At 52.5% G+C, this 20403-nt stretch carries 16 protein-coding genes; 7 read left to right on the top strand and 9 right to left on the bottom strand.

From position 1 onward, the window contains the following. Positions 1-21 precede the first annotated feature (21 nt). The 5 genes from ACQ4MZ_RS22145 to ACQ4MZ_RS22125 all read right to left on the bottom strand — a co-directional run bounded on the left by ACQ4MZ_RS22145 (position 22) and on the right by ACQ4MZ_RS22125 (position 6384). A complete protein-coding gene (locus ACQ4MZ_RS22145) occupies positions 22-1107 on the bottom strand; it encodes an efflux RND transporter periplasmic adaptor subunit (RefSeq protein WP_430848576.1) in 1086 nt (361 codons plus the stop codon). 158 nt (positions 1108-1265) lie between these two features. Continuing rightward, a complete protein-coding gene (locus ACQ4MZ_RS22140) occupies positions 1266-1688 on the bottom strand; it encodes a hypothetical protein (protein ID WP_430848574.1) in 423 nt (140 codons plus the stop codon). A 462-nt stretch (positions 1689-2150) separates the two neighbouring features. Further along, on the bottom strand, positions 2151-2945 hold the full coding sequence (locus ACQ4MZ_RS22135; protein WP_430848572.1) for a tryptophan-rich sensory protein: 795 nt from the start codon (positions 2943-2945) through the stop codon (positions 2151-2153). Positions 2946-3145: 200 nt separating this feature from the next. Beyond that, a complete protein-coding gene (locus tag ACQ4MZ_RS22130; protein WP_430848570.1) occupies positions 3146-4243 on the bottom strand; it encodes a sensor histidine kinase in 1098 nt (365 codons plus the stop codon). Between the two features lie 11 nt (positions 4244-4254). Continuing rightward, positions 4255-6384: a molybdopterin cofactor-binding domain-containing protein gene (locus ACQ4MZ_RS22125; RefSeq protein ID WP_430848568.1), complete on the bottom strand. Its 2130-nt coding sequence runs from the start codon at positions 6382-6384 to the stop codon at positions 4255-4257. A gap of 212 nt (positions 6385-6596) precedes the next feature. Here ACQ4MZ_RS22125 and ACQ4MZ_RS22120 point away from each other — a divergent pair, with 212 nt between their 5' ends. From ACQ4MZ_RS22120 to ACQ4MZ_RS22110, 3 genes are all read left to right on the top strand, one after another. Next, positions 6597-7469, top strand: a complete 873-nt coding sequence (locus tag ACQ4MZ_RS22120) for an NmrA family NAD(P)-binding protein (RefSeq protein WP_430848566.1) — start codon at positions 6597-6599, stop codon at positions 7467-7469. A gap of 264 nt (positions 7470-7733) precedes the next feature. Further along, positions 7734-7979, top strand: a complete 246-nt coding sequence (locus ACQ4MZ_RS22115) for a type II toxin-antitoxin system ParD family antitoxin (protein WP_430848564.1) — start codon at positions 7734-7736, stop codon at positions 7977-7979. After that, positions 7976-8269: a type II toxin-antitoxin system RelE/ParE family toxin gene (locus ACQ4MZ_RS22110; protein ID WP_430848562.1), complete on the top strand. Its 294-nt coding sequence runs from the start codon at positions 7976-7978 to the stop codon at positions 8267-8269. The genes ACQ4MZ_RS22115 and ACQ4MZ_RS22110 overlap by 4 nt, the downstream gene beginning before the upstream one ends. A gap of 41 nt (positions 8270-8310) precedes the next feature. Here ACQ4MZ_RS22110 and ACQ4MZ_RS22105 read toward each other — a convergent pair whose 3' ends face one another. Both ACQ4MZ_RS22105 and ACQ4MZ_RS22100 read right to left on the bottom strand, forming a co-directional pair. Then, complete coding sequence (locus ACQ4MZ_RS22105; RefSeq protein ID WP_430848560.1) at positions 8311-8784, bottom strand: DUF1440 domain-containing protein; 474 nt, start codon at positions 8782-8784, stop codon at positions 8311-8313. Between the two features lie 30 nt (positions 8785-8814). After that, positions 8815-10530, bottom strand: a complete 1716-nt coding sequence (locus ACQ4MZ_RS22100) for a hypothetical protein (protein ID WP_430848558.1) — start codon at positions 10528-10530, stop codon at positions 8815-8817. 172 nt (positions 10531-10702) lie between these two features. Here ACQ4MZ_RS22100 and ACQ4MZ_RS22095 point away from each other — a divergent pair, with 172 nt between their 5' ends. Beyond that, positions 10703-13363 (top strand): PAS domain-containing protein, encoded by a 2661-nt coding sequence (locus ACQ4MZ_RS22095; RefSeq protein ID WP_430848556.1) that lies wholly within the window; start codon positions 10703-10705, stop codon positions 13361-13363. Here the strand turns inward: ACQ4MZ_RS22095 and ACQ4MZ_RS22090 are convergent. Together ACQ4MZ_RS22090 and ACQ4MZ_RS22085 are read right to left on the bottom strand one after the other, a co-directional pair. Continuing rightward, positions 13360-13956, bottom strand: a complete 597-nt coding sequence (locus tag ACQ4MZ_RS22090) for a hypothetical protein (protein WP_430848554.1) — start codon at positions 13954-13956, stop codon at positions 13360-13362. The two genes, ACQ4MZ_RS22095 and ACQ4MZ_RS22090, sit on opposite strands and share 4 nt — an antisense overlap. A gap of 3 nt (positions 13957-13959) precedes the next feature. After that, a complete protein-coding gene (locus ACQ4MZ_RS22085; RefSeq protein WP_430848600.1) occupies positions 13960-14769 on the bottom strand; it encodes a metallophosphoesterase family protein in 810 nt (269 codons plus the stop codon). A gap of 180 nt (positions 14770-14949) precedes the next feature. Here ACQ4MZ_RS22085 and ACQ4MZ_RS22080 point away from each other — a divergent pair, with 180 nt between their 5' ends. The 3 genes from ACQ4MZ_RS22080 to ACQ4MZ_RS22070 all read left to right on the top strand — a co-directional run bounded on the left by ACQ4MZ_RS22080 (position 14950) and on the right by ACQ4MZ_RS22070 (position 20399). Then, positions 14950-15411 (top strand): hypothetical protein, encoded by a 462-nt coding sequence (locus ACQ4MZ_RS22080; protein WP_430848552.1) that lies wholly within the window; start codon positions 14950-14952, stop codon positions 15409-15411. Between the two features lie 191 nt (positions 15412-15602). After that, entirely contained in the window at positions 15603-15947 is a 345-nt protein-coding gene (locus tag ACQ4MZ_RS22075; RefSeq protein WP_430848550.1) for a hypothetical protein, read from the top strand. A gap of 93 nt (positions 15948-16040) precedes the next feature. Further along, positions 16041-20399: a CusA/CzcA family heavy metal efflux RND transporter gene (locus ACQ4MZ_RS22070; protein WP_430848548.1), complete on the top strand. Its 4359-nt coding sequence runs from the start codon at positions 16041-16043 to the stop codon at positions 20397-20399. Positions 20400-20403 lie beyond the last annotated feature (4 nt).

Below are 20403 nucleotides of genomic sequence, written 5' to 3'. Positions count from 1 at the left end.
ATCTTTTGCTTTTGGAGCGGACTATTCCGCGTACAGGCTTAGGTGATTGATAACCGAATCGGGCTTCTGGAATTTGTAGCTGATCTTTTGGTTTTCGCGTACCTGACGCAAGCCTTCCAGCAATATTTTGTCGTCCTTTTGAAGACCATGCGAAACTGCGAAAATGTGAGGCAGCTCGGCTGCGATCGTGATCTCACGCGACTGGACTTTGCCATCTTTGTCGATCACATAGCAGTATTTCTTGTCCAACACCTCGAAAGTGGCTTTTTGCGGGATCAGCAGGGCGTTTTTCAGCGGTACGCTGATCAGCACATTACCTGTTTCGCCATGGCGAAGCAAACCTTTGGGGTTCGGGAACGTAGCCCGGAATGCGATGTTACCCGTTTCGTTGTTAAAATCGGCCTCGATGGTCTTTACAGCTCCGGTATGGTCGAAAATCTTTTCGTTAGCCATTTTGAGCTTTACTTTCAGGAGGTTACCGCTGTCTTCTCCCGATTTGTAATCGAGGTATTCGGCTTCCGGTACGTTGAAGTAAACCCACATTTCGCTGTTGTCGGAGAGGGTGGTAAGCAGGTCACCCTCGTCCACGAGGCTTCCCAGCCGCACCTGGAAGTGGTCCATGATACCATTGAACGGCGCGCGGATCTCGGTAAATCCGAGGTGTGTCGACGCAAGGCCCAGTTCCGCTTTGGCTTTGTCCAGTTTCGCTTTGGCCAGCGCGAGCTCGTTTTTAGAAACGACATTGCTGTCGGCCAATGCTTTGGTGTTTTTGTATTCGATCTCTGCGAAGTTTGCTTCGGCTTGTGCTTTTTGCTGTTCAGCCTGATACACCATCGGCATGATCTGGAACATCAGCTGGCCTTTTTTCACCATCTGACCTTCATCCACGTATATTTTCTGCAAGTAACCTCTCTCCAATGCCCGCAGCTCGATATGGCTGATCGCCCGGATCTGGCTCACGTACTCTTTTGTGATGGTGGTGTCTTTTTGTAAGGGGCTTGTGACTAAGTAGTTAACCGCTTCTTCTTTTTCTTCTTCGTGTTTGGATGTACAGCCTGTCTGATACAACAATGCACCCAAGCTCACGAGCATGAGAATTCTTTTCATGATGATTTTTGGAGTTAGCTAATTTTGAATTTTTGATAGTTACTGTTCGTATGGGCGTGCCTGAGGGCACAATGTTAAGCAGCCGTGAGCTACCGGGGGGAGATGGGCGCCACGACGACCGGATCGGCAGGCCATAGATAACCTGCTGTTGAGCGGGATCAAATCCTGAGGACGCGAAGCCTCAGATATCTGCGAGAGGAATAAAACGAGCCAAGCCGTTGTATAGGCCGGGCCGTGGCGATGCTGTAAAAGGGAAAAAGCGGGCGCGAAGCAAATGCGGCTGCAAGAATGCCGCTGGCGCGTGGTGCTTTTTTAAGGGAGAACGATTCGCTGGAATCCTCTTCTTTTTCTTCGGAAATGGTCCGCACAAACTCTGCGAACTTTCTGGCGTTGTCCGGGAGGCGGAAAGCGGGGTCGTTATCGTCGAAAACCTGTACAAAATTCGGGTGTTCCGATTGGCCGAGAATCTGAATGGGAGAGAGGCAAGGCTGATGTTCCTGCGAACCCGCATACATATTGCTATACCCGTCCACCAGGAGAATGCACAGGGGCAGGAGATATTTCAGCAATTCTTTGATCATCTTAACGGGTCGCTATTGAGTCTTTTGTATAATTTGAAGCCGCAAGGGAGCGGCCTTAACGGGTATCTTTATTTTAAGTATTTGAAAATGAGCATGCGTTTGGGCGCTGTTTGTATGGCGCAGGGTTTCTAAATTGTTCTTTTCGTAGGTGTGTGCCTCTTATACGCATACAAAAACCGCACTTCATCCTTAACTCTATGTTAAAAGGAGGTTAAAAAGGGATTAAAATCGTCGAATGGCTATTGCATGTGATTCTGCGGCGAGGTAGCGGGAATGTTTTGGATAAATTATTCTTTTAATTATTATATTATTGGTTACAATGGAGGAGCTTGTGCAAAGCTCCGGCTTTGCACACCTTATTCGCAGGCCTCCGGCCGGTCAATATTGCGAAACGGGATTTCGAATAAGACCGGCCGGAGGCCTGCACATAGTAGGCGCGAAGCAACAGCTTCACGCCAGGGGTTATCTCTGCGACGTTTCCGCTTCTTCCAAAAAGTGCTTCCCGCGATTGCGGTAGGCGTGGATTCCGCTGCTGATCAGTATAATCGTTGAAACAATGAGCGCTGCATTGACGACCGCCGGAGTGGAGCCCCGGTTGGCTACCGCAACGGCTATCAACGCCCACACGCCGACCATCGCCGATTCGCGCAGGTTCCGTACCCATGTGAGGCCCAGGTATACGATACCCGCGATGCAGATCATGATCACGGTCCACGTTATGGGTGACAGGCCAAAGCCATTCCAGCCGATTTTGGTAAAGTAGGCCGCTGCATTGGCAATGAGCGCTACCGATATCCACCCGAGGTAAATGGCGAAGGGCCACCAGGTCAGCACAATTTTCTTAATAGGTATAACATCCATTTCCATGCGTGTGCGGAGGATGATCAGCCATAGCGAAATCAGCAACGCGGTCATGATGAGTACGGAGAGGCCGGTGAAATCGTAAAGCCAGGCCAGTACCCAGGCCGAGTTGGCAATACAGGAAATCACAAAAAGCCAGCCAATCTGCTCAACCACTACCGGCGTTTCGCGCCTGCCGGAAATGCCGCGTGCCTGGTACACGACAAATGCGGCCAGCAACAAGTAAATCACGCCCCAAATGGAGAATGCGTAGCCGGATGGTGTGAAGAAGTTCTGGTACCGGGCCGAGACGCTGGCCATCGTGCTGTTGTTGAAGATACCGGTATTGGAGAGGTAGTTGATCACCACAGTGGCGATCAACGCGATAATATTGGCTGCTTGCAACGTTCTTTTCATAGTCTTTGCTGGTTCTGTTGATCTAATGGCGAATTGACGCAGAGGTGCGAAGGTCTTCCTTCGCGCCTCTGCTATACTTCAAAAATTATACCTTTTGCAAGCAAAAAGGACCCCGCCCTTTCCGAAGGATTCTTATCTATACTTACAAACCTAAATGCCATTCTTGGGTGAGCATGACCGGTGATCAGTAAGAATATAGACTATTGAAATGAGAGCTGAGCGGCTATCAACGCATGTGGTGCAGTCAGTTCTATGCGCAGGTTTACTTGAAATAGGCTGTCATGATGCCGGATAGCAAGGTCGTGACGGCCCGGGTACATCAGGTCGAGGCGGCGCTGTACATTTTTGAGCCCTATACCGCCATAATGCACGGCCTGCCTTGTCGGCAGGGGAGAGGAACTGTTGGAAATCTCAAATTCAAGCATGGTTGTTTCCAGTTGCAGGCGGATTTCGATCCGGTTATTCTGATCGTTCTCTTTTGAGACATGTTTGAAAGCATTTTCAACAAAAGTCATTAAAATGAACGGGGCAATGCTTGCGCCGGGAGGAAGTTCGTCCGGAATTTCGGTGATGACAGTCACACCGGCGTTCTGGCGTAGTTTTTCAAGCGCGATGAAGTTATGGAGGTAAGCTATTTCCCTGTCGAGCGGTACGAGTTCGTCGTTGCATTCATATAAGTGGTGCCGCAGCAATTCCGAGAATTTCGCCAGCGACGAGGACGCGGCGTCGGGGTTTTTATGAATGAGGAAAAAAATTGAATTGATGCTGTTGAACAGGAAATGCGGGTTGAACTGGTATTTCAAAAATTGCAATTCGGTTTGAAGTTTCTCCTTTTCCAGCAGCTGTTGCCGCTGCTCGGTACGGATCCAGTTTTTGGTGAGTTTAATGCTCATCGCCAGCGTGGTACTCGCCAAGGTGGAGGGCATTGCCTCGCCGAAGAAATAGAAGAAGCAATTGGCGCCCCGTCCGAAGAGTGTTTCCACCGATTGATGTGCGAGCCAGGCGCTCACATAATAGCCCGAAACAATTGCCAGTGCAGTAGCCAACAGGGTGATGCCCAGGTAACCGATGTAGGATTTGAGCCGCCCTTTTTCAAGGTATTCGGGAATGAGGTAATATAAATTGAAATACACGGCCACCGCTTGCAGCACCACATAAAACGCAAACTTGACCGCATAAGGCGAAAAGAGAATGCTGTGCGCAGCCTTCCATGGGTTGCCCATCGCGACCACCCACCATAAATAGTGATAGGCGAACCAGAAGGGAATGTGGTAAAGTTTGGAAATGGCCTTTCGCATACCCTAATTTATCAAATATTGGAAAGTAAAGGCAATTTCCTGACGCGCTTGCCCGTGGCTGCGAAGAATGCGTTCGCCAGTGCCGGTGCAATGGGCGCCACGCCGGGCTCGCCCGCGCCGCCCATTTTGCCGTCGTCTTCGACGATATGCACTTCTATGACCGGGGCTTCATCCATTCGCAGGATGCGGTAATCGTCGAAATTGCTTTGGCGGATAGCACCGTATTCAATCGATATTTCGCCAAACAATGCCGCCGTGAGCCCGTAGATAATGCCGCCTTCCATCTGCGCTTTCACGCCGTCCGGGTTTACGGCCAGCCCGCACGCGATCGCGCACACCACACGATGGACTTTCAGGTTCTGGTTGGAGTATGATATCTCTACAATCTGGGCCACCACGCTGCCCATGGCTTCGTGAACTGCTACGCCGCGGAAATGTCCAGTCGGAAGTCCGTTGGGCGAAGCATGAACCCAACCCGCTTTTTCGGCAGCGGTGGTTAATGCGGCGAGATGTCTTGGATGGTTGGCCAGCAGCTTTTTGCGGTATTCAACCGCATCCATGCCTGTCTGGAAAGCCAGCTCGTCGATCACCGTTTCCATCACGAACGCCGTATGTGTATTACCGACCGAGCGCCAGGCCAGTACGGGAACATTGTTGGCAGTCGTATGCAGCGCGATAGCGTGGTCCTGACAACCTACGATGTAGGGCGAGCCGATCACACCGTCGATCGTGCTGTAATCGAGCCCGTTGGGCGCAATATCTTTTTCAAGGACCGTATTTACAAAGAGCGACTGCCCGACCACATCGTGCTTCCAGGCCACTGGCATTCCGGCTGCATCCATGCCCACTTTGACCTTATGCAAATACAGGGGCCGGTAATAGCCACCGCGGATATCGTCCTCCCTTGTCCAGATCAGCTTGACAGTCTCGCCGCTTGCCTGGGCAATGTGCACGGCCTCCATCACCCAGTCGTTCCCGAACGAGCCGCGCCGCCCGAAACTACCGCCCATGGCTGGCGTGTAGAGCGTTACATGCTCGTCCCTGAATCCCAGAAACCGGGCTACTTCCTGTCGGTGCAACGCGTTTGATTGGGTAGCCGTCCATATCTCACATTTATCGGCCGACAGTTTTACCGTGCAATTGAGGGGTTCCATAGGCGAATGGGCCAGGAATGGAAAACAAAACTCCTGCTCGTAAACCGCCTGAGCTCGCTGCCACGCGCTTGCAATATCGCCTTTAGCTTGTGCTATCCTGCCCGATTGGTCAGCTGTCTCACGGTATTGTGCGAACAGCTGCTCGGTATCGGGATTACCATTGCCTTGGGTATCCCACTCAATATGCAGCGCTTTTCGCCCTTGCATGGCTGCCCAGGAGTGGTCGGCCACCACCGCGACGCCCTCCGGTACCTGCACCACTTTCCGCACGCCCGGAATGCGCATTGCCTCCGACCCATCGTAGTATCGGACCTTTCCGCCAAACACCGGGCAGCGTTCGAGCAAGGTGGTCAGTAGTCCGGGGAATTGAATGTCAATGCCATAAAGGGCTTTCCCACTCACTTTGTCCGGCACATCCAGCTTCTGTGGAGGTTTACCCCGTGGATGCCCGATCAGCTTCCATTCGTTGCGGTTGCGGAGTTTTACTTCGGGAATGGGTAGCCGGGCGGCATCGGTGGCGAGAGAACCGTAACTGAACCGCGTCGTTCCAGCTTGCACGTAGCCTTCGGCAGTGGTGCATTGTTCCGGCGCAATGCCCAGGCGCTGTGCGGCCGCCTGCACGAGCATGGTGCGCGCGATGGCACCTGTGGTGCGATAGCGGTCGAACTCGGATTTGACGGTATCCGAGCCGCCGGTGGAGAGTACCCACATGCTTTCGTCCAGGTGAGGGCCTTCGATCACCCGGTGCTCCACGCGGATGCGGGTCCAGTCGCAATCGAGCTCCTCGGCGATGAGCATGGCGAGGGTCGTCCAGATGCCCTGGCCCATTTCCACTTTATTGAGAATAATGCGTATCGTATCGTCGGTGTCGATCCGGAGCAGCGCATTGGGCGAAAAGCCGGTTGCGGACAATGCAGCCGAAGCAGCTCCCGAAGGCACGGAAAAGGATAGTAAGAGGCCGCCGGTTGCCAGCGCGGCTTTTTGCATAAAATCACGACGGTCCATACAGCATGCCACAAAAGTTCTGCTGCAAAAGAATGAAGCAAAATTTTGGCAGGAAAATTGTTTTGACAAGACGTTGACGGGAAGGGATCAAATGCAGTTTACGGATGAAGTCTATGAGCAACTGTCGCCGCAACGGCTGCTGGTTTGATTTTTGATGTAAACGGGAGTTTTTATTCATCACAAACCCTTAAATCATGGCACACATCATTTTGGGCGCGTCGGGCCGGGTAGGTTCGGCGGTTGTAGACCGCCTTCTCGAACTGGGAGCACCTGTGAAGGGAGTCGTAAGAAATGAAGAGAAGGCCAAGGCCCTGAAATTGCGCGGGGCGGACACCGCGATAGCGGACGCGCATAACCTGCCGGCATTGAAAGCAGCCCTGCGCGGCGGCGAGACGCTTTTTACCTTAACTCCTGAAACGGGCCGGGAAAAGAATGTCCTCGGTGATACCAACGATATTCTGACCAACTACCGCGCGGCATTGGTTGCAGATGGTATTAAAAAAGTCGTGGGGCTGTCGTCGATGGGTGCGCAACATCGCGAAGGAACTGGTAACCTGATCATGTCCTACATGCTCGAACACGCATTCGACGACATCGGCGTTTCGCGGGTATTCATCCGGCCGGCGTACTATTTCAGTAATTGGCTTAACTATCTCGAACCGGCGGAAAAAAACGGTGTACTGCCTACTTTTTTTCCGGTCGATCTCAAAATCCCCATGATATGCCCTTCGGACGTGGGTCATTTCGCTGCGGAAGTACTGGCGGACGGGGACAGGGATGGGACCATTTACGAGCTTTACGGGCCGGGGATGTACAGCTCTGCCGATGTGGCGAAAGCATTCAGCGAAGTCTTGGGCAAGGAAGTAAAGGCGGAGCAAATACCGCGGAAGGATTGGGAGAAAACATTGGATTCGATCGGTTTTTCGCCAGATGGCGTGCGCAACTTCGTCGAGATGACGGAGGCCGTCATCAGCGGCAAGTCGAGGCCCGACGGTAAAGGAACGGTCCGCGCGCACGGGGACACCACATTGGAAGCATATCTGGAAAAAGCGGTGAAAAAAGCCTGATGGTTTTCAGACCGAACCGATATCGGACGATATCCGTATCCCGCTGCGCTTCATCAACTCGCTCGCATTGAAATCGGTGCAAATGCCAGGCGTGAGCCGGTAGTCGAATGAAATCTGGCCTTCTAGTCACTAGCCGATATGTGCTGAAATGCCCCGGATGTGCCGCGAGCATGGTCGGTAAAGGCCCGATTTTGACTGCGATTTATAATTCTCTTGACAGAAGTACCAATATTTGGTATTTTTGATAAATAACTACTAACTCAGATGGCAAAAAACACATCCATTACAATCGGGGAACATTTTGATGCCTTTATTCAAAATCAAATTGATGCCGGACGGTATGCATCGACAAGCGAGGTTGTACGTGCCGGGTTACGCTTGCTCGAGCAGGAGGAAGAAAAGCTAATGGCCTTACGTAAAGCCCTTATTGAGGGTGAAGAAAGTGGCATAGATGAAAGCTTTGATCCTGAACAGTTTATGGCCCGTATGAGACAGAAGTATACGGCATGACAGAATATCGTATTACGAGGCTTGCCAGGTATGATCTCGAAGATATTTATGATTACACTGTTCAGGAATGGTCATTAGAACAGGCCGAAAAATATGTAAGCGGTCTGTTTTCCTGTTTTGAAGGGATTGCCGACAAGCGCATAAAAGGTAAATCCGTCGATCATATCCGACGTGGCCATAGTAAAGTCCTACATGCCAGGCACTACGTATTTTACAAAATTGCCCCAGACAAGGTTGTTGAAATTGTCCGTGTACTTCATGTCAGCATGGACATAGAAAATATACTTTAACACGTTTCAGCATTCATTTTATATTTCTTTCATGGAATTAATCACCGTCTCGAGGCCGGTACAATGTACGCAATCGGGATACCCACGGCGACGATCAGGATCGCTATGCCGAGCAATGCGGTACCCGGGTCGGGTAGGGGCATGCCTTCGAATACAATCTGCAATACGCCGAGGTTCATCACCAGCCAGATGAATATGCCATAGAGGATACCGCTGATGAGCTTACGGCGACGCAGGAAAGATAAGCCGGGATAAATGAGGTAGTAAAAGACTGAAAAAATAAAGGCGATCAGGAAATGCAGCAGCAGGCCGGTAATGATCATCGGGGTGCCGCCCGAATAGGCGGCCTTACCGAAAATCCCGCTGGCGATGGACATGAGTATGCGTGCCGGACTGGTTTTCTCCAATATGATTGCATACACCAGAAATGCCGCAAGGATGTCGAGCGTACCGGCAACCAAAGTGGCGGATAAGACCGTATTTCGGCCCGGCCGGCCGACTTTGAACACACTCATATACAAACCAGGATGAGGTAGAAAAGTAAGTTACCTGATAAAGACCGAACCCGACGGAATCTGCTCGGCTTTGGAGAATGCACGTTCATATTTTGCCTTGACGCCTGCCAGTTGGCTGGTCTTGCGCTGTGCTTTCAGGCTTTGTGACAGGCCTACCAGCGACCAGCCGTTGGATGGGTTGAAAACCAGATCGTCGCGGTAGATCTTTTCGGCCAGCGCCGGTTTACCCGATTTCAGCAAATAAGCACCCAGGAACTGGCGGGACGGAATTGGCCAGTCCTTTGGTTCGGTGTAAATGAGTTGGTCTTCCAGCTTGACGGCTTCTTCCAAAGCAGCGATGCCTTTTGTGCGCTGGCCCCGTGACATGGCGGTTACCCCTTCCAGTATTTTTTCAGCAATGGCGGCTATCTCCACCGGCGAGTTGAATGGGATTCTTCGTTTGGTGAGAACCGGGTCCTGAATTTTGAGTTTCAATGAAGCTAACCGGGCAGCTGCCGAATCGGGACGGCCTGTATTGGCAAATGCAATGCCTTTGGCAAAGTCGGACAGCAGACTAGCGTAGGTCCATTTCGGGTCGGGCGTCACCGAATCGGAGAGGATCTGCTCCCATTTGCCCATCCGTACCTGCGTCATGACAGGCAGCATGTACAAGTATTGATCGTAAGTCGTTTCGGGTTTTGGTGCAACGCTCCGCCGGCAGCGCTGCGCATAACGCATGGCGTCGCTGTACATGCCGGCACTGAGGGCACAATAAGTCTGCACGGCGAAGTAATGCGGGGAATGCTTGGCGAGCGAAAGGTTTTTAGCCAGCATATCATAGTTCTGCAGGGCGTCGTCGGCGAGGTTGTTCACTTCCACGCCTTCGGTAAAGAGGCCGTTGCGCTCATATTCGTGGCTGGCCATATGCACCATGTGCGCTACGCCGGGGAGCAGGTCACGCAATGCCTCCGCGCTCGCGAGGGCCACTTCGGGATGTTTGGAGGCTTCCGTAAGGTGAATGTGGTAATGTAGGGCAGCCGGATGCTTCGGATTAACTTTCAGGGCCTTTTCACACAGAGCGACCAACTCCGGCGTCCAGGGTTTGGCAGTGCCGTCCTTTTTCCAGAAATCCCACGCGTGCATCAGCATCTGGGAGTCGATATAAAGTAGTTTGAATTCATTTTCGTCGGGAAAATCGACTACCAGTTTTTTGAGCTTATCGGAATAGGCCTGGTTCAGTTCGGCCCGTTTGGCGTCGGAGGGATCGTCGGAATACCGGGCATTCATGGCGTCGATCAGCAGCTTCTCCTTTTCGGTGGCGTGGGCGGTCAGGCTGTTCATTGTGGCGAGCGCCTCTGCGACTTCGGCCGGTTTGGTATACAGGTGTGCTGCATTATAGTAAGGGCCCATCGCCAGCGCCTGCCCCCAGAACGCCATGGCATTGGTGGAGTCGATGCGGCCGGCTTCCCGGAACGATGCTACGGCTTCCTTGAAATGATAACCATAATACATATTCAGCCCCTGATCGAAATAGAACTGGGAGCTGTCGGAACTGGTCGATACCTTGTAGGAAAAATCGCCCCAACCCGGTAGCGCCACTACATACTTTCCGTTGAGCATGGGCGCCGGAAGGTTCTGGTAAGAGGGGCCGCACACTGCAATTTCACCGGAGACATCCGGCGATAGCGCCTTTTGGGGCGATCGCCGTTCGACAGTGACAATGCCCGTCAACAACGACAAGGCGGCGAGAGGTAAAATCGTTTTCATAAACATATTTAAGGCTTCAATCCCAATATAGCGATTATATTACCTCTTTTCGCCGAAAATATCTTTAAATTGTACGAACAATAGGCTATTTGGCCCGGTGGCAATGCAAGTAACGTTTATCTGCTATCGTTAGGGAAACTGTGCATCAGGTCTTTCGGGGCCGACAAACGATATGATCGACCATTATCTGAGTCAGGTATTCAAATTTCTGCCGGCACCAAGCATGGTGGTGCTTCCGGATGCACCCCGATTTACCATCACCGACGTGAACGATGCATACCTGGAAATGGTGCGCAAAGGTCGCAACGAACTGGTTGGTAAGGGTTTTTATGAGGCATTTCCCAATAATCCCTACAACCGTGTCCCGCCCTGGAACAATCTGCTTGAAAAGCTGGTAGCAGACGGATTACCCAATCAGTCGCCTACTACGAAGTACATTCTGCCGCCGGACAACCAGGGACATCAAGACGTTAAATACCTGCTGGCCACCAATACGCCGGTCAGGAACGACGCCAATGAAATCGTGTGTATTCTTCGTACGGTGATGGACGTGACGGAAGCAACCATGATCCGGCAGACGCACAGCCCTTTTACTTCCGAGAAATTTTTAAACGAAACACTCCGCATTGCCCGCATAGGCAGCTGGGAGGCGGATCTCATCAACGAGGTCATCAACTGGTCGGATGTGGTGAAGGAAATTCACGAAGTACCGGCCGATTACCACCCCGACTTTCAAACTGCAATGGAATTTTACCGTTCCGGCGAGCATCGCGACGCATTTATGCAAGCCGTACAGGAGACCATTGCAACCGGCAAGGTCCTGGATCTTGAACTGGTTATTGTGACCGGCACCGGTATCGAAAAATGGGTCCGGGTGACGGGCAAGTCCGAAATTGTGGAAGGGGTTTGTACCCGGATTTACGGGGTTATTCACGACATCGACGAACGCAAGAAAGTGGAGCAGGAGCTCGTGCAGTCACATCGGCAGTTCGAGTCGCTCGTGCAGACGGTCGATGGCATTGTGTGGGAGGCCGATGCAGATAGTTTCGAATTTAGTTTTATCAGTGACCAGGTCCGGCATATTCTGGGATATTCCCCCGAGGAATGGCTTGCGGACCCATTTTTCTGGCAAAACCACATTCATCCGGAGGATCGTGAGCAGGCTGTCCGCTATTGCCATCGCGAAACACAACAGCTGCGCAACCACACCTTCGATTACCGTATGGTGAAAGCTGATGGCAGCCTGGTATGGATCAAGGATGTGGTTTCGGTAATCCTGGAAGGCGGGAGAGCTGTTGCATTGAGGGGATTAATGGTCGACATTACCGAGGCCAAGCGACTCGAAAACCTCGAACGCCTCGAAAAGATCGTGCTGGAAATGAATTCGGTAAAAGGCACACCGCTGGAAAGTGTGCTGGACAAATATGTACAAGGTGTGGAAGCGATGTTTCCATATTCGAAATGTTCTTTGCTGGCCGTTAAAAACGGGAAGCTGCACACATTGGCAGCGCCTTCGCTGCCGCCCGATTATGTGGAAGCGATAAACGGCAGGGCAATAGGACGGAATGCGGGTTCGTGCGGCACGGCGGCTTTTCTGAAACAGCAAGTGATCGTCAGCGATATCGTTACCGATCCACGGTGGGACACGTACCGGGACCTTGCGTTGCCTCATAACCTGCGTGCCTGCTGGTCTCACCCTGTTATCGTCGGGGATGAAGTAGTGGCGACCTTTGCCATCTATTACGACCGAATTTCCGTGCCCGGTGAAGATGAGCTGAAAGTCATCGAGCGTGTCGCATCGATACTGAAAGTGATTTTCGAGAACCGGCAGAACTTTGAGCTCGTGCAGGACGTGAACGAGCGGCACGAATATGTGAATATGGCTACCAACGATGCCATTTACGATTGGGACCTCGCACGCGATCATATCGAATGGGGCGATGGCTTTTACAGGCTTTTCGGCTACAAGCCGGAAAAATCGCATTACACTTTGGCACGGTGGGCCGAGCGGGTGCATGCGTCCGATCGGGAGCAGGTTTTGGCAAGCCTGGAAAAACAGTTGGCTGACCCGGAGCAGAATAAATGGATTATCGACTACCGCTTCATGAAGGCCGACGGTCAATATGCTTATGTGGAGGAGATCGGTTACATTCGGCGCGACGGGCTGGGAAACGCCACCCGCATGATCGGCGTGCTGCGGGACGTGACCAAAGCCCGCCAGGAAGAGCAGGAACTGCGGCTGCTGGTATCGGTGATTACCAATACCAACGACGCGGTGCTTATTGCAGAATCCGATCCACGTGATATTTCGGGTCTCAAAGTGCTGTATGTCAATGCCGCATTTACGCGCATTACGGGCTATTCGCCGGAGCAAATCGTGGGTAAGAGCCCGGCATTGCTGAAAGGTTTCAGTCCGGCCCGGAATGATTTCGACAGGCTGCAAGACGCCATTTACAGCATGGAAGCGCTCAAAGGCGCCACTTTGCGCTACGTAAGCGATCACGAGGAGTTTTTCATTAACTTGTCGCTACTGCCTGTCGCGGATGCGCGCGGCGTGCATACACACTGGATTGCGATCGGCCACGATGTGACCGACCGCCTGCGCTATATCGGCGAAATAGAAGAACGCAACCACAAATTACAGGAGATCGCCTGGATGCAGTCGCACGTGATACGCGCGCCGCTTGCGAGGCTGATGGGCCTGATAGACCTGATCCGTAACTACCAGCACTCCGACACCGAGAAGAACGAGCTGCTGGATCACGTTTTGACTTCGGCATACTCTCTTGATGAAATTATCCGTGATATCTCTTCGAAAACCGAACGCATTTAATCAAAGCCGAATTTTACGCCCAGCGAAAGGCTCACAATGTCGTGGAGTTTCAGGAAGCTTTTGTTTTGTACGTAACTGATAATGAGCAGATCATAGGTGCCAAGTTCGTAATATAGCTCGAAAGACCGCTGCCGGTTGTTCAGCACCACGTTTCGCCCGACCTTTCCGCCGATGTAGGCACCGGGCCGGATAGCGGTGGCCCACCAGTAATAGCCCGAAGGATAATAGGAAGGCCACTTGGTGTCAAACTGCGGCCCGAAAGTATAACTCAGGTAAGTCCCGATCGAAAACGGCCTGATATAATAACTGTCGCGCAGCCCGATCCGCCAGGGCGAATAAGTTGTTTTGAGTGTGGTCGTTACCAGCGCGTCGCCACCATATTTCTGTGGTAAAAAACCTAAAAGCAGGTCGGTTTCGAGTGTTCTGTTCCGTGAAACATAACCGGGGCCGCCGGAAAGGAACCCGATATTTCCGGCGAACTGCAACTTCAGATGGTCGGGCAGGTACCAGGCGCGGCGCGGCCTGAGGCCGACTTCCTGCGCATTGCCGCGGATGCTGAGTAACAGGAGCAGTGATAGCAAATACTTTTTCATGGCTTAGAAATTGACCCGTTCAACACTGTAACCGCCTTCCCAGGTCGAGACGATCATGTAACCACGTGCACCCATGGAGGTAGTGAGGTGGTAATTCACGCCGTCGTCGTAAAACTGGCCTTCATAAAACCTGTGCTGATGGCCGTAAAGGGTGAATTTAACGGTCGGATCGTTCGCGAGGGCCTCAGTGTAGGGCTTTTCAAGGTTTTTGTCAAAATCGGCGTCGAATGGCGGGACGTGTCCAACTACAATCGTGTTCTGGTGCGCGGGGTTGTCGGCGAGCTGCGCTTTCAGCCAGGCTATATCGGGCACAGAGCCATCGAACGCATATTCGCGGGAGTTGGTATTGACGAAAATGAACCTGTCGCGCCCGAAACCGAAGGAATAGTTGAGCGGACCAAACATTTTGCGGTAGGTGGCCGAGCCGTTGGCGACAATATCATGGTTACCGATCACCGTCACATAGGGATATTTGAGGCGGGTCATGATCTCGTTCACCCATTTGAATTCCTGGGTAAGGCCAAAATCGGAGATGTCGCCCGCATGCAGCACGAAAGAGATGTTCTTTTGGCGGTTGGCGCTTTGGACAAAATCTTCACATTCGTCGTACCATCGTTGGCTGTCACCCATCAGAATAAACCGCGTGGTATCGGAAACGGGAAGCTGGCTGATTTTTGCAATGTTCTTAGCAGTAAGGTCCCTGTCCCGGTCAAGCAGCGTTTCCTCGTTGGGATTGTACTGAAAAAGGTCGTCACAGGAACTGACCAGGAAAGCTAATCCAAGACTGAGGCCCACAATGGGCCAGCGTAGCACATTTTTCAATTTGTTGATGATTTGATGAATAATAAGAGTGATCCCCAACCTGTGGGAACGTATCCATAAACCCCGAAAATCATTGTTTGATTCCTGTCAGAGCATTATATTTAGCCACGCGCCCAGGCACAATTTTTGCGTGGGATAGGTTCCTATCATTTATTTAAATTAAAAACCATTATGAAAATCAGGGACATAGTAGGAGTATTGGGACTCTTGCTGATCACATTGTCAGTATCGGCCCAGGTGGTGTCCAAAGACTCTATCAACATGCTGAAAGACCAGAAGCAAGTACTCGAAGTCAGCAAAAGGCTGAACGATCGAAAGCTTGAACTGGCCAAACTGGAAAATCAGGTCGCTCAGAAAACCGAAGATGTAGCGACTACCGCTGAGAAAGCCCGCAAATCTGCGGAAGAAAACAAAATAGCGGCCGAGAAGCTGGGCAATAACCCGCAGGATAAGAAAGATGCGCGGCGTGCGAGCAAAAGTGCGGGTTCGGCCAGCCGCGACGCCAAACGTGCACGTAGGGCAGTCCAGAACCTTGAAAAGCTGAACAAGAACATCGAATCGTTAAAAAAGAAAATAGCCGACGATGAAGCCAAACTGGCCTCTCTGCAAGGATCGGGCGGCGGCGGCCGCTGATTAAATGTGACCCATTTTGAAGAAATTTGTACTTTTCAGTTGCAATGCGTGCCGGCCGGTGGTCGGCACGTTGTTTTTATGATGGTTTGGGAATCGTGAATGCCATTTAAAATGGTCAGCGGTTGACTTTAACGATCCCGTGAGTTACTTTTACCGCGGTGAGAAGGCTATTGCGAAATATCATTTTATTTATGGTTATCCTGGACACGACTTCGTTCTGTCAGGTGTACAAAATTCCTTTGCTTCTCAAACATTTCGCAGAGCACCAGTCGCTCAACCAGGAAATCACTTTTGCTGATTTCCTCTCCATGCATTACCTGGGACACGACCTGAACGACAACGATGACGACAAGGATATGCAATTGCCATTCAAAAAGGTAGAAGCGCACACGTCCAACTTCATCTTTGTTCCGAATCATCCCGTTTTCACATTCAAGAGGGTTTACCTGCCTGTCAAAGCCGAATATGGCCCTGCTGTGCCGCAAATCCATTACAGCACCGTCCTCGGCTCGCTCTTCCGTCCTCCGCGGGTATAAATACACCAGATCCGGGGCGACAGCGCCCTGTCATGTCCGTGCATGCTGCTCAGGTAGCGATGCGCGCATACGTGTATTTATTTTCCGACTAATATGCTGAACAGAATCATCCGGTTCTCCGTGGAGAACAAGCTGGTGATCGGGATATTCATGCTGCTGTGGGTTGCCTACGGTATCTATGAATTGACCCGGTTGCCCATTGATGCCGTTCCCGACATCACCAATAACCAGGTGCAGATTATCACCACCGCTCCGTCGCTCGGTACCGAAGACGTCGAGCGGCTCATTACCTTCCCGATCGAACAGGCCACGGCCAACATTCCCGGCCTTAAAGAAAGCAGAAGCATGTCGCGCTTCGGCCTTTCACTCGTTACCATCGTTTTTGATGACGAATCCGACATTTACTGGGCGCGTCAGCAGGTTACCGAGCGCCTTTCGCAGGTGGATATGCCCGAAACTGCCGGTAAGCCCGGGCTGGCGCCCGTTACGACCGGGCTTGGAGAGATTTATCAATACGTTGTCAAACCTAAAAAGGGTTATGAAAAGAAATACTCGCTGGCCGACCTGCGTACCACACAGGACTGGCTCATCCGCCGGCAATTGCTCGGTACACCCGGCGTCGCGGATGTTTCCACATTTGGCGGTGAGCTGAAACAATATGAAGTGGCCGTCGACCCGTCGGAGCTGAAAGCGATGGGACTTACCATTACCGACGTCCTCACGGCGCTTAGCCGCAACAACCAGAACACCGGCGGTGCTTACATTGAAAAGGGACCAACCGTGCTTTACATCCGCAGCCTAGGGCTGGCCGGATCGATCGAGGATATTAACCACATTGTGGTGGCTAACCGCGCCGGCGTGCCCGTGCTCGTGAGCCACGTGGCGCAGGTGCGGTTCGCGCCCGCGATACGCTATGGCGCGCTCACGATGGCTGGTTATGGAGAAGTGGCCGGAGGTATCGTGATGATGCTCAAAGGCGGCAACTCTTCGGAAGTGATCGGGAATGTGAAGGCGCGGATTGCGGAGATCAGCAAGACTTTGCCGGAAGGCCTCGAAATTGAGCCTTTTCTTGACCGCACCAAAATGGTGAACAATGCCATTGGCACCGTAGAGCATAACCTCCTCGAAGGGGCGGTGATCGTGGTAATTGTACTCGTGTTGTTTTTGGGAAATCTGAGGGCCGGTTTTATCGTGGCGTCGGTAATCCCGCTGTCGATGCTCTTTGCGGTGGCCATGATGAACCTGTTCGGGGTGAGCGGGAACCTGATGAGCCTCGGTGCACTGGATTTCGGGTTGATAGTCGATGGCGCGGTAATCATCGTCGAGGCAATCCTGCATCATCTACATACTTCCCCTAAATACGCGGGAATAGGCAGCCTTAACCAGCGGCGGATGAACGACGAAGTGTCGGGCTCGGCCAGCCGGATGATGAATGCGGCGGTGTTTGGCCAGATCATCATTCTCATTGTGTATTTACCGATTCTTTCACTGTCGGGCATTGAAGGCAAGATGTTCAAGCCCATGGCGCAGACGGTCGCATTCGCGATACTGGGTGCGTTCATATTGTCGCTTACCTATGTACCTATGATCAGCTCGCTGCTGATCAGCAAGAAAATCAGTCATACGCCCAACTGGTCCGACCGCGTCATGGACAAGATCGAGCGCGCGTATGGGCGGGTACTCGCGCGTGCACTGCGCTACAAGCGCGCGATGGTGGCGGGGGCGTTCGTGCTCTTCGGCGGTGCGGTGCTGGTTTTCAGCCAGATGGGAGGAGAATTTATCCCGCAGCTGGAAGAGGGAGATTTTGCTACTGAGACGCGCCTCTTGGTGGGGACTAACCTCAGCACCACCATTGACGCGATCAACCGCATTTCCGACCGGTTGAAAAAGGACTATCCGGAAGTGATTAAAGTGGTATCGCGTATCGGCAGCGCCGAAATTCCCACCGACCCGATGCCGATCGAAGGCGGGGATATGATCATTGTTTTAAAAGATAAATCGGAATGGACCAATGCGAGAACTTTCCCGGACCTGGCCACCAAAATGGCTGCTACGGCGCAGGAAGTCGTTCCGGGTGTAACAACCGGTTTTCAATATCCCGTACAAATGCGCTTCAACGAGCTTATGACCGGCGCGAAGCAGGATGTGGTTTGCAAAATATTTGGGGAAGATCTTAACAAGCTCGCGGCCTATGCCGAGCAGCTGGGCCAGATCGCGCGGCGCGTGGAGGGCACTGCCGACTGGTACGTGGAGGAAGTAACGGGTATGCCGCAGATCGTGATCGATTTCAATCGCGCGGAGATCGCCAAATATGGTTTGAATATCGACGACCTCAACAAAACCATTAATGCGGCATTCGCGGGTGCCGCAGCCGGGCAGATCTACGAAGGTGAAAAGCGGTTCGACCTCGTGGTGCGCGTGGGCGCGGAAGGTCGTAAAAGCATTGCCGATGTGCAAGATCTGCTTGTATCGACGCCCGGTGGTTTGCAAATACCACTCAGTCAGGTGGCAGTAGTGCGTGAAATCGAGGGCCCGAACCAGATCCAGCGGGAAGACACGCGCCGGCGGATCATTGTCGGATTTAATGTGCGGGGGCGTGACGTGCAGTCGATTGTCGAGGAGTTGCAGCAAAAGGTCGAGGAGAAGATCAAGTTCGAGAGCGGCTATTCCGTCACCTATGGCGGCGCATTCGAAAACCTGCAACAGGCCAAGGCCCGGCTGGGAGTTGCGGTACCTGTGGCACTTTTGCTGATTTTCATGATGCTGTATTTCACATTCTCGTCGGTGAAGGACGGCGCGCTCATTTACACGGCCATTCCGCTATCGGCCATCGGCGGGGTGTTCGCGCTGGCTATGCGTGGTATGCCTTTCAGCATCTCGGCGGGTGTGGGCTTCATCGCCTTGTTTGGGGTAGCGGTGCTGAACGGAATCGTTTTGGTTTCGGAATTCAACCGGATCAAAAAGGAAGGCCACATTATCGATGCCTGGGAGCTGGTCATGACCGGCACGCGTAACCGGTTACGCCCGGTGCTGATGACGGCAGCCGTGGCATCGCTCGGTTTCCTGCCAATGGCGGTCAGCAATGGGGCCGGTGCCGAAGTGCAGCGTCCGCTGGCGACGGTGGTTATCGGCGGATTGGTGACGGCAACGTTGCTTACGTTGTTTGTCTTGCCCGCTTTGTATTTATTGTTTAATTCAAAAAACAAACCGGAGATGAAGCCACGCAGTGCCGCCGCTGTGATGGGGCTATTACTGGTATTTACGAATATTGCGCAAGCTCAAAACAGCCCCGTGGGCCTGGATGATGCAGTGCAAAAAGCATTGGCGCACAACCGGAATATCAAGGGAAGCCGGTTGGGCGAACAAGCCGCGGATAAATTGCGAGGTAGTGCGTTTGATATCGCCAAAACGGGTATTAGCGCCGATTACGGCAGATTCAACAGCCCGAATAACGATATGCGCATCGGCATTAGCCAGACGATCGCGTTCCCTTCGGTGTACAACAACCAGCGTAAGGCCCGCCAGGCGGATTACCTCGCGGCACAAGCCAGGACGAGACTCAGCGAGCAGGAAGTTCGGACGGGCGTGCGACAGGTATTTTATGAATACGCGGTATTGAAAGAGCGCGAAAAACTGCTGCTCTATGCCGATAGCATTTTCACTGGTTTTGAAAACAAATCCAATCTCCGGTTTGAACGTGGCGCTTCAAACGTTCTTGAAAAAACAGCAGCCAGCGCCCAGAAACAGCAGATCGCCAACCAGCTCAATCTCGTGCGGAACGATCTCAGTATGGTGCTCGAACGGTTCAATTTCTGGTTACAGGACTCTGTGGCACATACGCCGCAATGGACCTCTCCCCGCATTACCGCGTTGAATATGCCCGGCATCGGGGCGGTGCAGGATTTGCCGCAAATCGAGATCGGCAGGCAGCTTACACAGTCGGCGTACTTTCGTTACCGGACCGAGAAATCCAGAATGCTTCCTGAATTTTCGGCCGCTTACAACAACCAGAGCCTTCGCGGAACGCAGCTGCTCAACGGCCAGGAAGTGAACCTGACGGGAAAGGACCGCTTTGGTTACTACGGCCTGGGAGTGAATATCCCTATCTTTTTCAAAGCGCATGCCGCGCAGATCGCGGCCGCCCGCATCGAGTGGATGCGCGCACAAAACGACGCCGAGCTCACAGCTCACCGGTTACGCTCCGAATGGCGCAATGCGCAGGAGCAAGTCCGGAAGTTTGCCGAAAACCTTCGTTATTACGAGCAGCAAGGCCTGCCCAATGCCGAAACGATCATTACCGTCGCCGACCGCCAGTTTGTAGCCGGGGAAATCGACTACCTGCAATGGGTGATCCTCGCAGGGCAGTCCATTGCTATCAAAAGCGAATATGTGAATGCGCTGGGCAGCTATAATGAGGCGATGATCCAGTTACTCCATTTGAATAATCAATAAGATC

Source organism: Dyadobacter sp. BHUBP1, from assembly GCF_050587785.1.
Taxonomy (GTDB): Bacteria; Bacteroidota; Bacteroidia; order Cytophagales; family Spirosomataceae; genus Dyadobacter.
Note: the sequence above shows the minus strand (reverse complement) of the source record. Positions and strands in the feature narration are given on the sequence as shown.

Bases quoted from the DNA above. Each gene is read 5' to 3' on its own strand.
- ACQ4MZ_RS22110 (WP_430848562.1), top strand. From the start codon at position 7,976: ATGACAGAATATCGTATTACGAGGCTTGCCAGGTATGATCTCGAAGAT.
- ACQ4MZ_RS22140 (WP_430848574.1), bottom strand. From the start codon at position 1,688: ATGATCAAAGAATTGCTGAAATATCTCCTGCCCCTGTGCATTCTCCTG.
- ACQ4MZ_RS22070 (WP_430848548.1), top strand. From the start codon at position 16,041: ATGCTGAACAGAATCATCCGGTTCTCCGTGGAGAACAAGCTGGTGATC.
- ACQ4MZ_RS22115 (WP_430848564.1), top strand. From the start codon at position 7,734: ATGGCAAAAAACACATCCATTACAATCGGGGAACATTTTGATGCCTTT.
- ACQ4MZ_RS22135 (WP_430848572.1), bottom strand. From the start codon at position 2,945: ATGAAAAGAACGTTGCAAGCAGCCAATATTATCGCGTTGATCGCCACT.
- ACQ4MZ_RS22130 (WP_430848570.1), bottom strand. From the start codon at position 4,243: ATGCGAAAGGCCATTTCCAAACTTTACCACATTCCCTTCTGGTTCGCC.
- ACQ4MZ_RS22125 (WP_430848568.1), bottom strand. From the start codon at position 6,384: ATGCAAAAAGCCGCGCTGGCAACCGGCGGCCTCTTACTATCCTTTTCC.
- ACQ4MZ_RS22090 (WP_430848554.1), bottom strand. From the start codon at position 13,956: ATGAAAAAGTATTTGCTATCACTGCTCCTGTTACTCAGCATCCGCGGC.
- ACQ4MZ_RS22120 (WP_430848566.1), top strand. From the start codon at position 6,597: ATGGCACACATCATTTTGGGCGCGTCGGGCCGGGTAGGTTCGGCGGTT.
- ACQ4MZ_RS22105 (WP_430848560.1), bottom strand. From the start codon at position 8,784: ATGAGTGTGTTCAAAGTCGGCCGGCCGGGCCGAAATACGGTCTTATCC.
- ACQ4MZ_RS22100 (WP_430848558.1), bottom strand. From the start codon at position 10,530: ATGAAAACGATTTTACCTCTCGCCGCCTTGTCGTTGTTGACGGGCATT.
- ACQ4MZ_RS22075 (WP_430848550.1), top strand. From the start codon at position 15,603: ATGGTTATCCTGGACACGACTTCGTTCTGTCAGGTGTACAAAATTCCT.
- ACQ4MZ_RS22080 (WP_430848552.1), top strand. From the start codon at position 14,950: ATGAAAATCAGGGACATAGTAGGAGTATTGGGACTCTTGCTGATCACA.
- ACQ4MZ_RS22145 (WP_430848576.1), bottom strand. From the start codon at position 1,107: ATGAAAAGAATTCTCATGCTCGTGAGCTTGGGTGCATTGTTGTATCAG.
- ACQ4MZ_RS22095 (WP_430848556.1), top strand. From the start codon at position 10,703: ATGATCGACCATTATCTGAGTCAGGTATTCAAATTTCTGCCGGCACCA.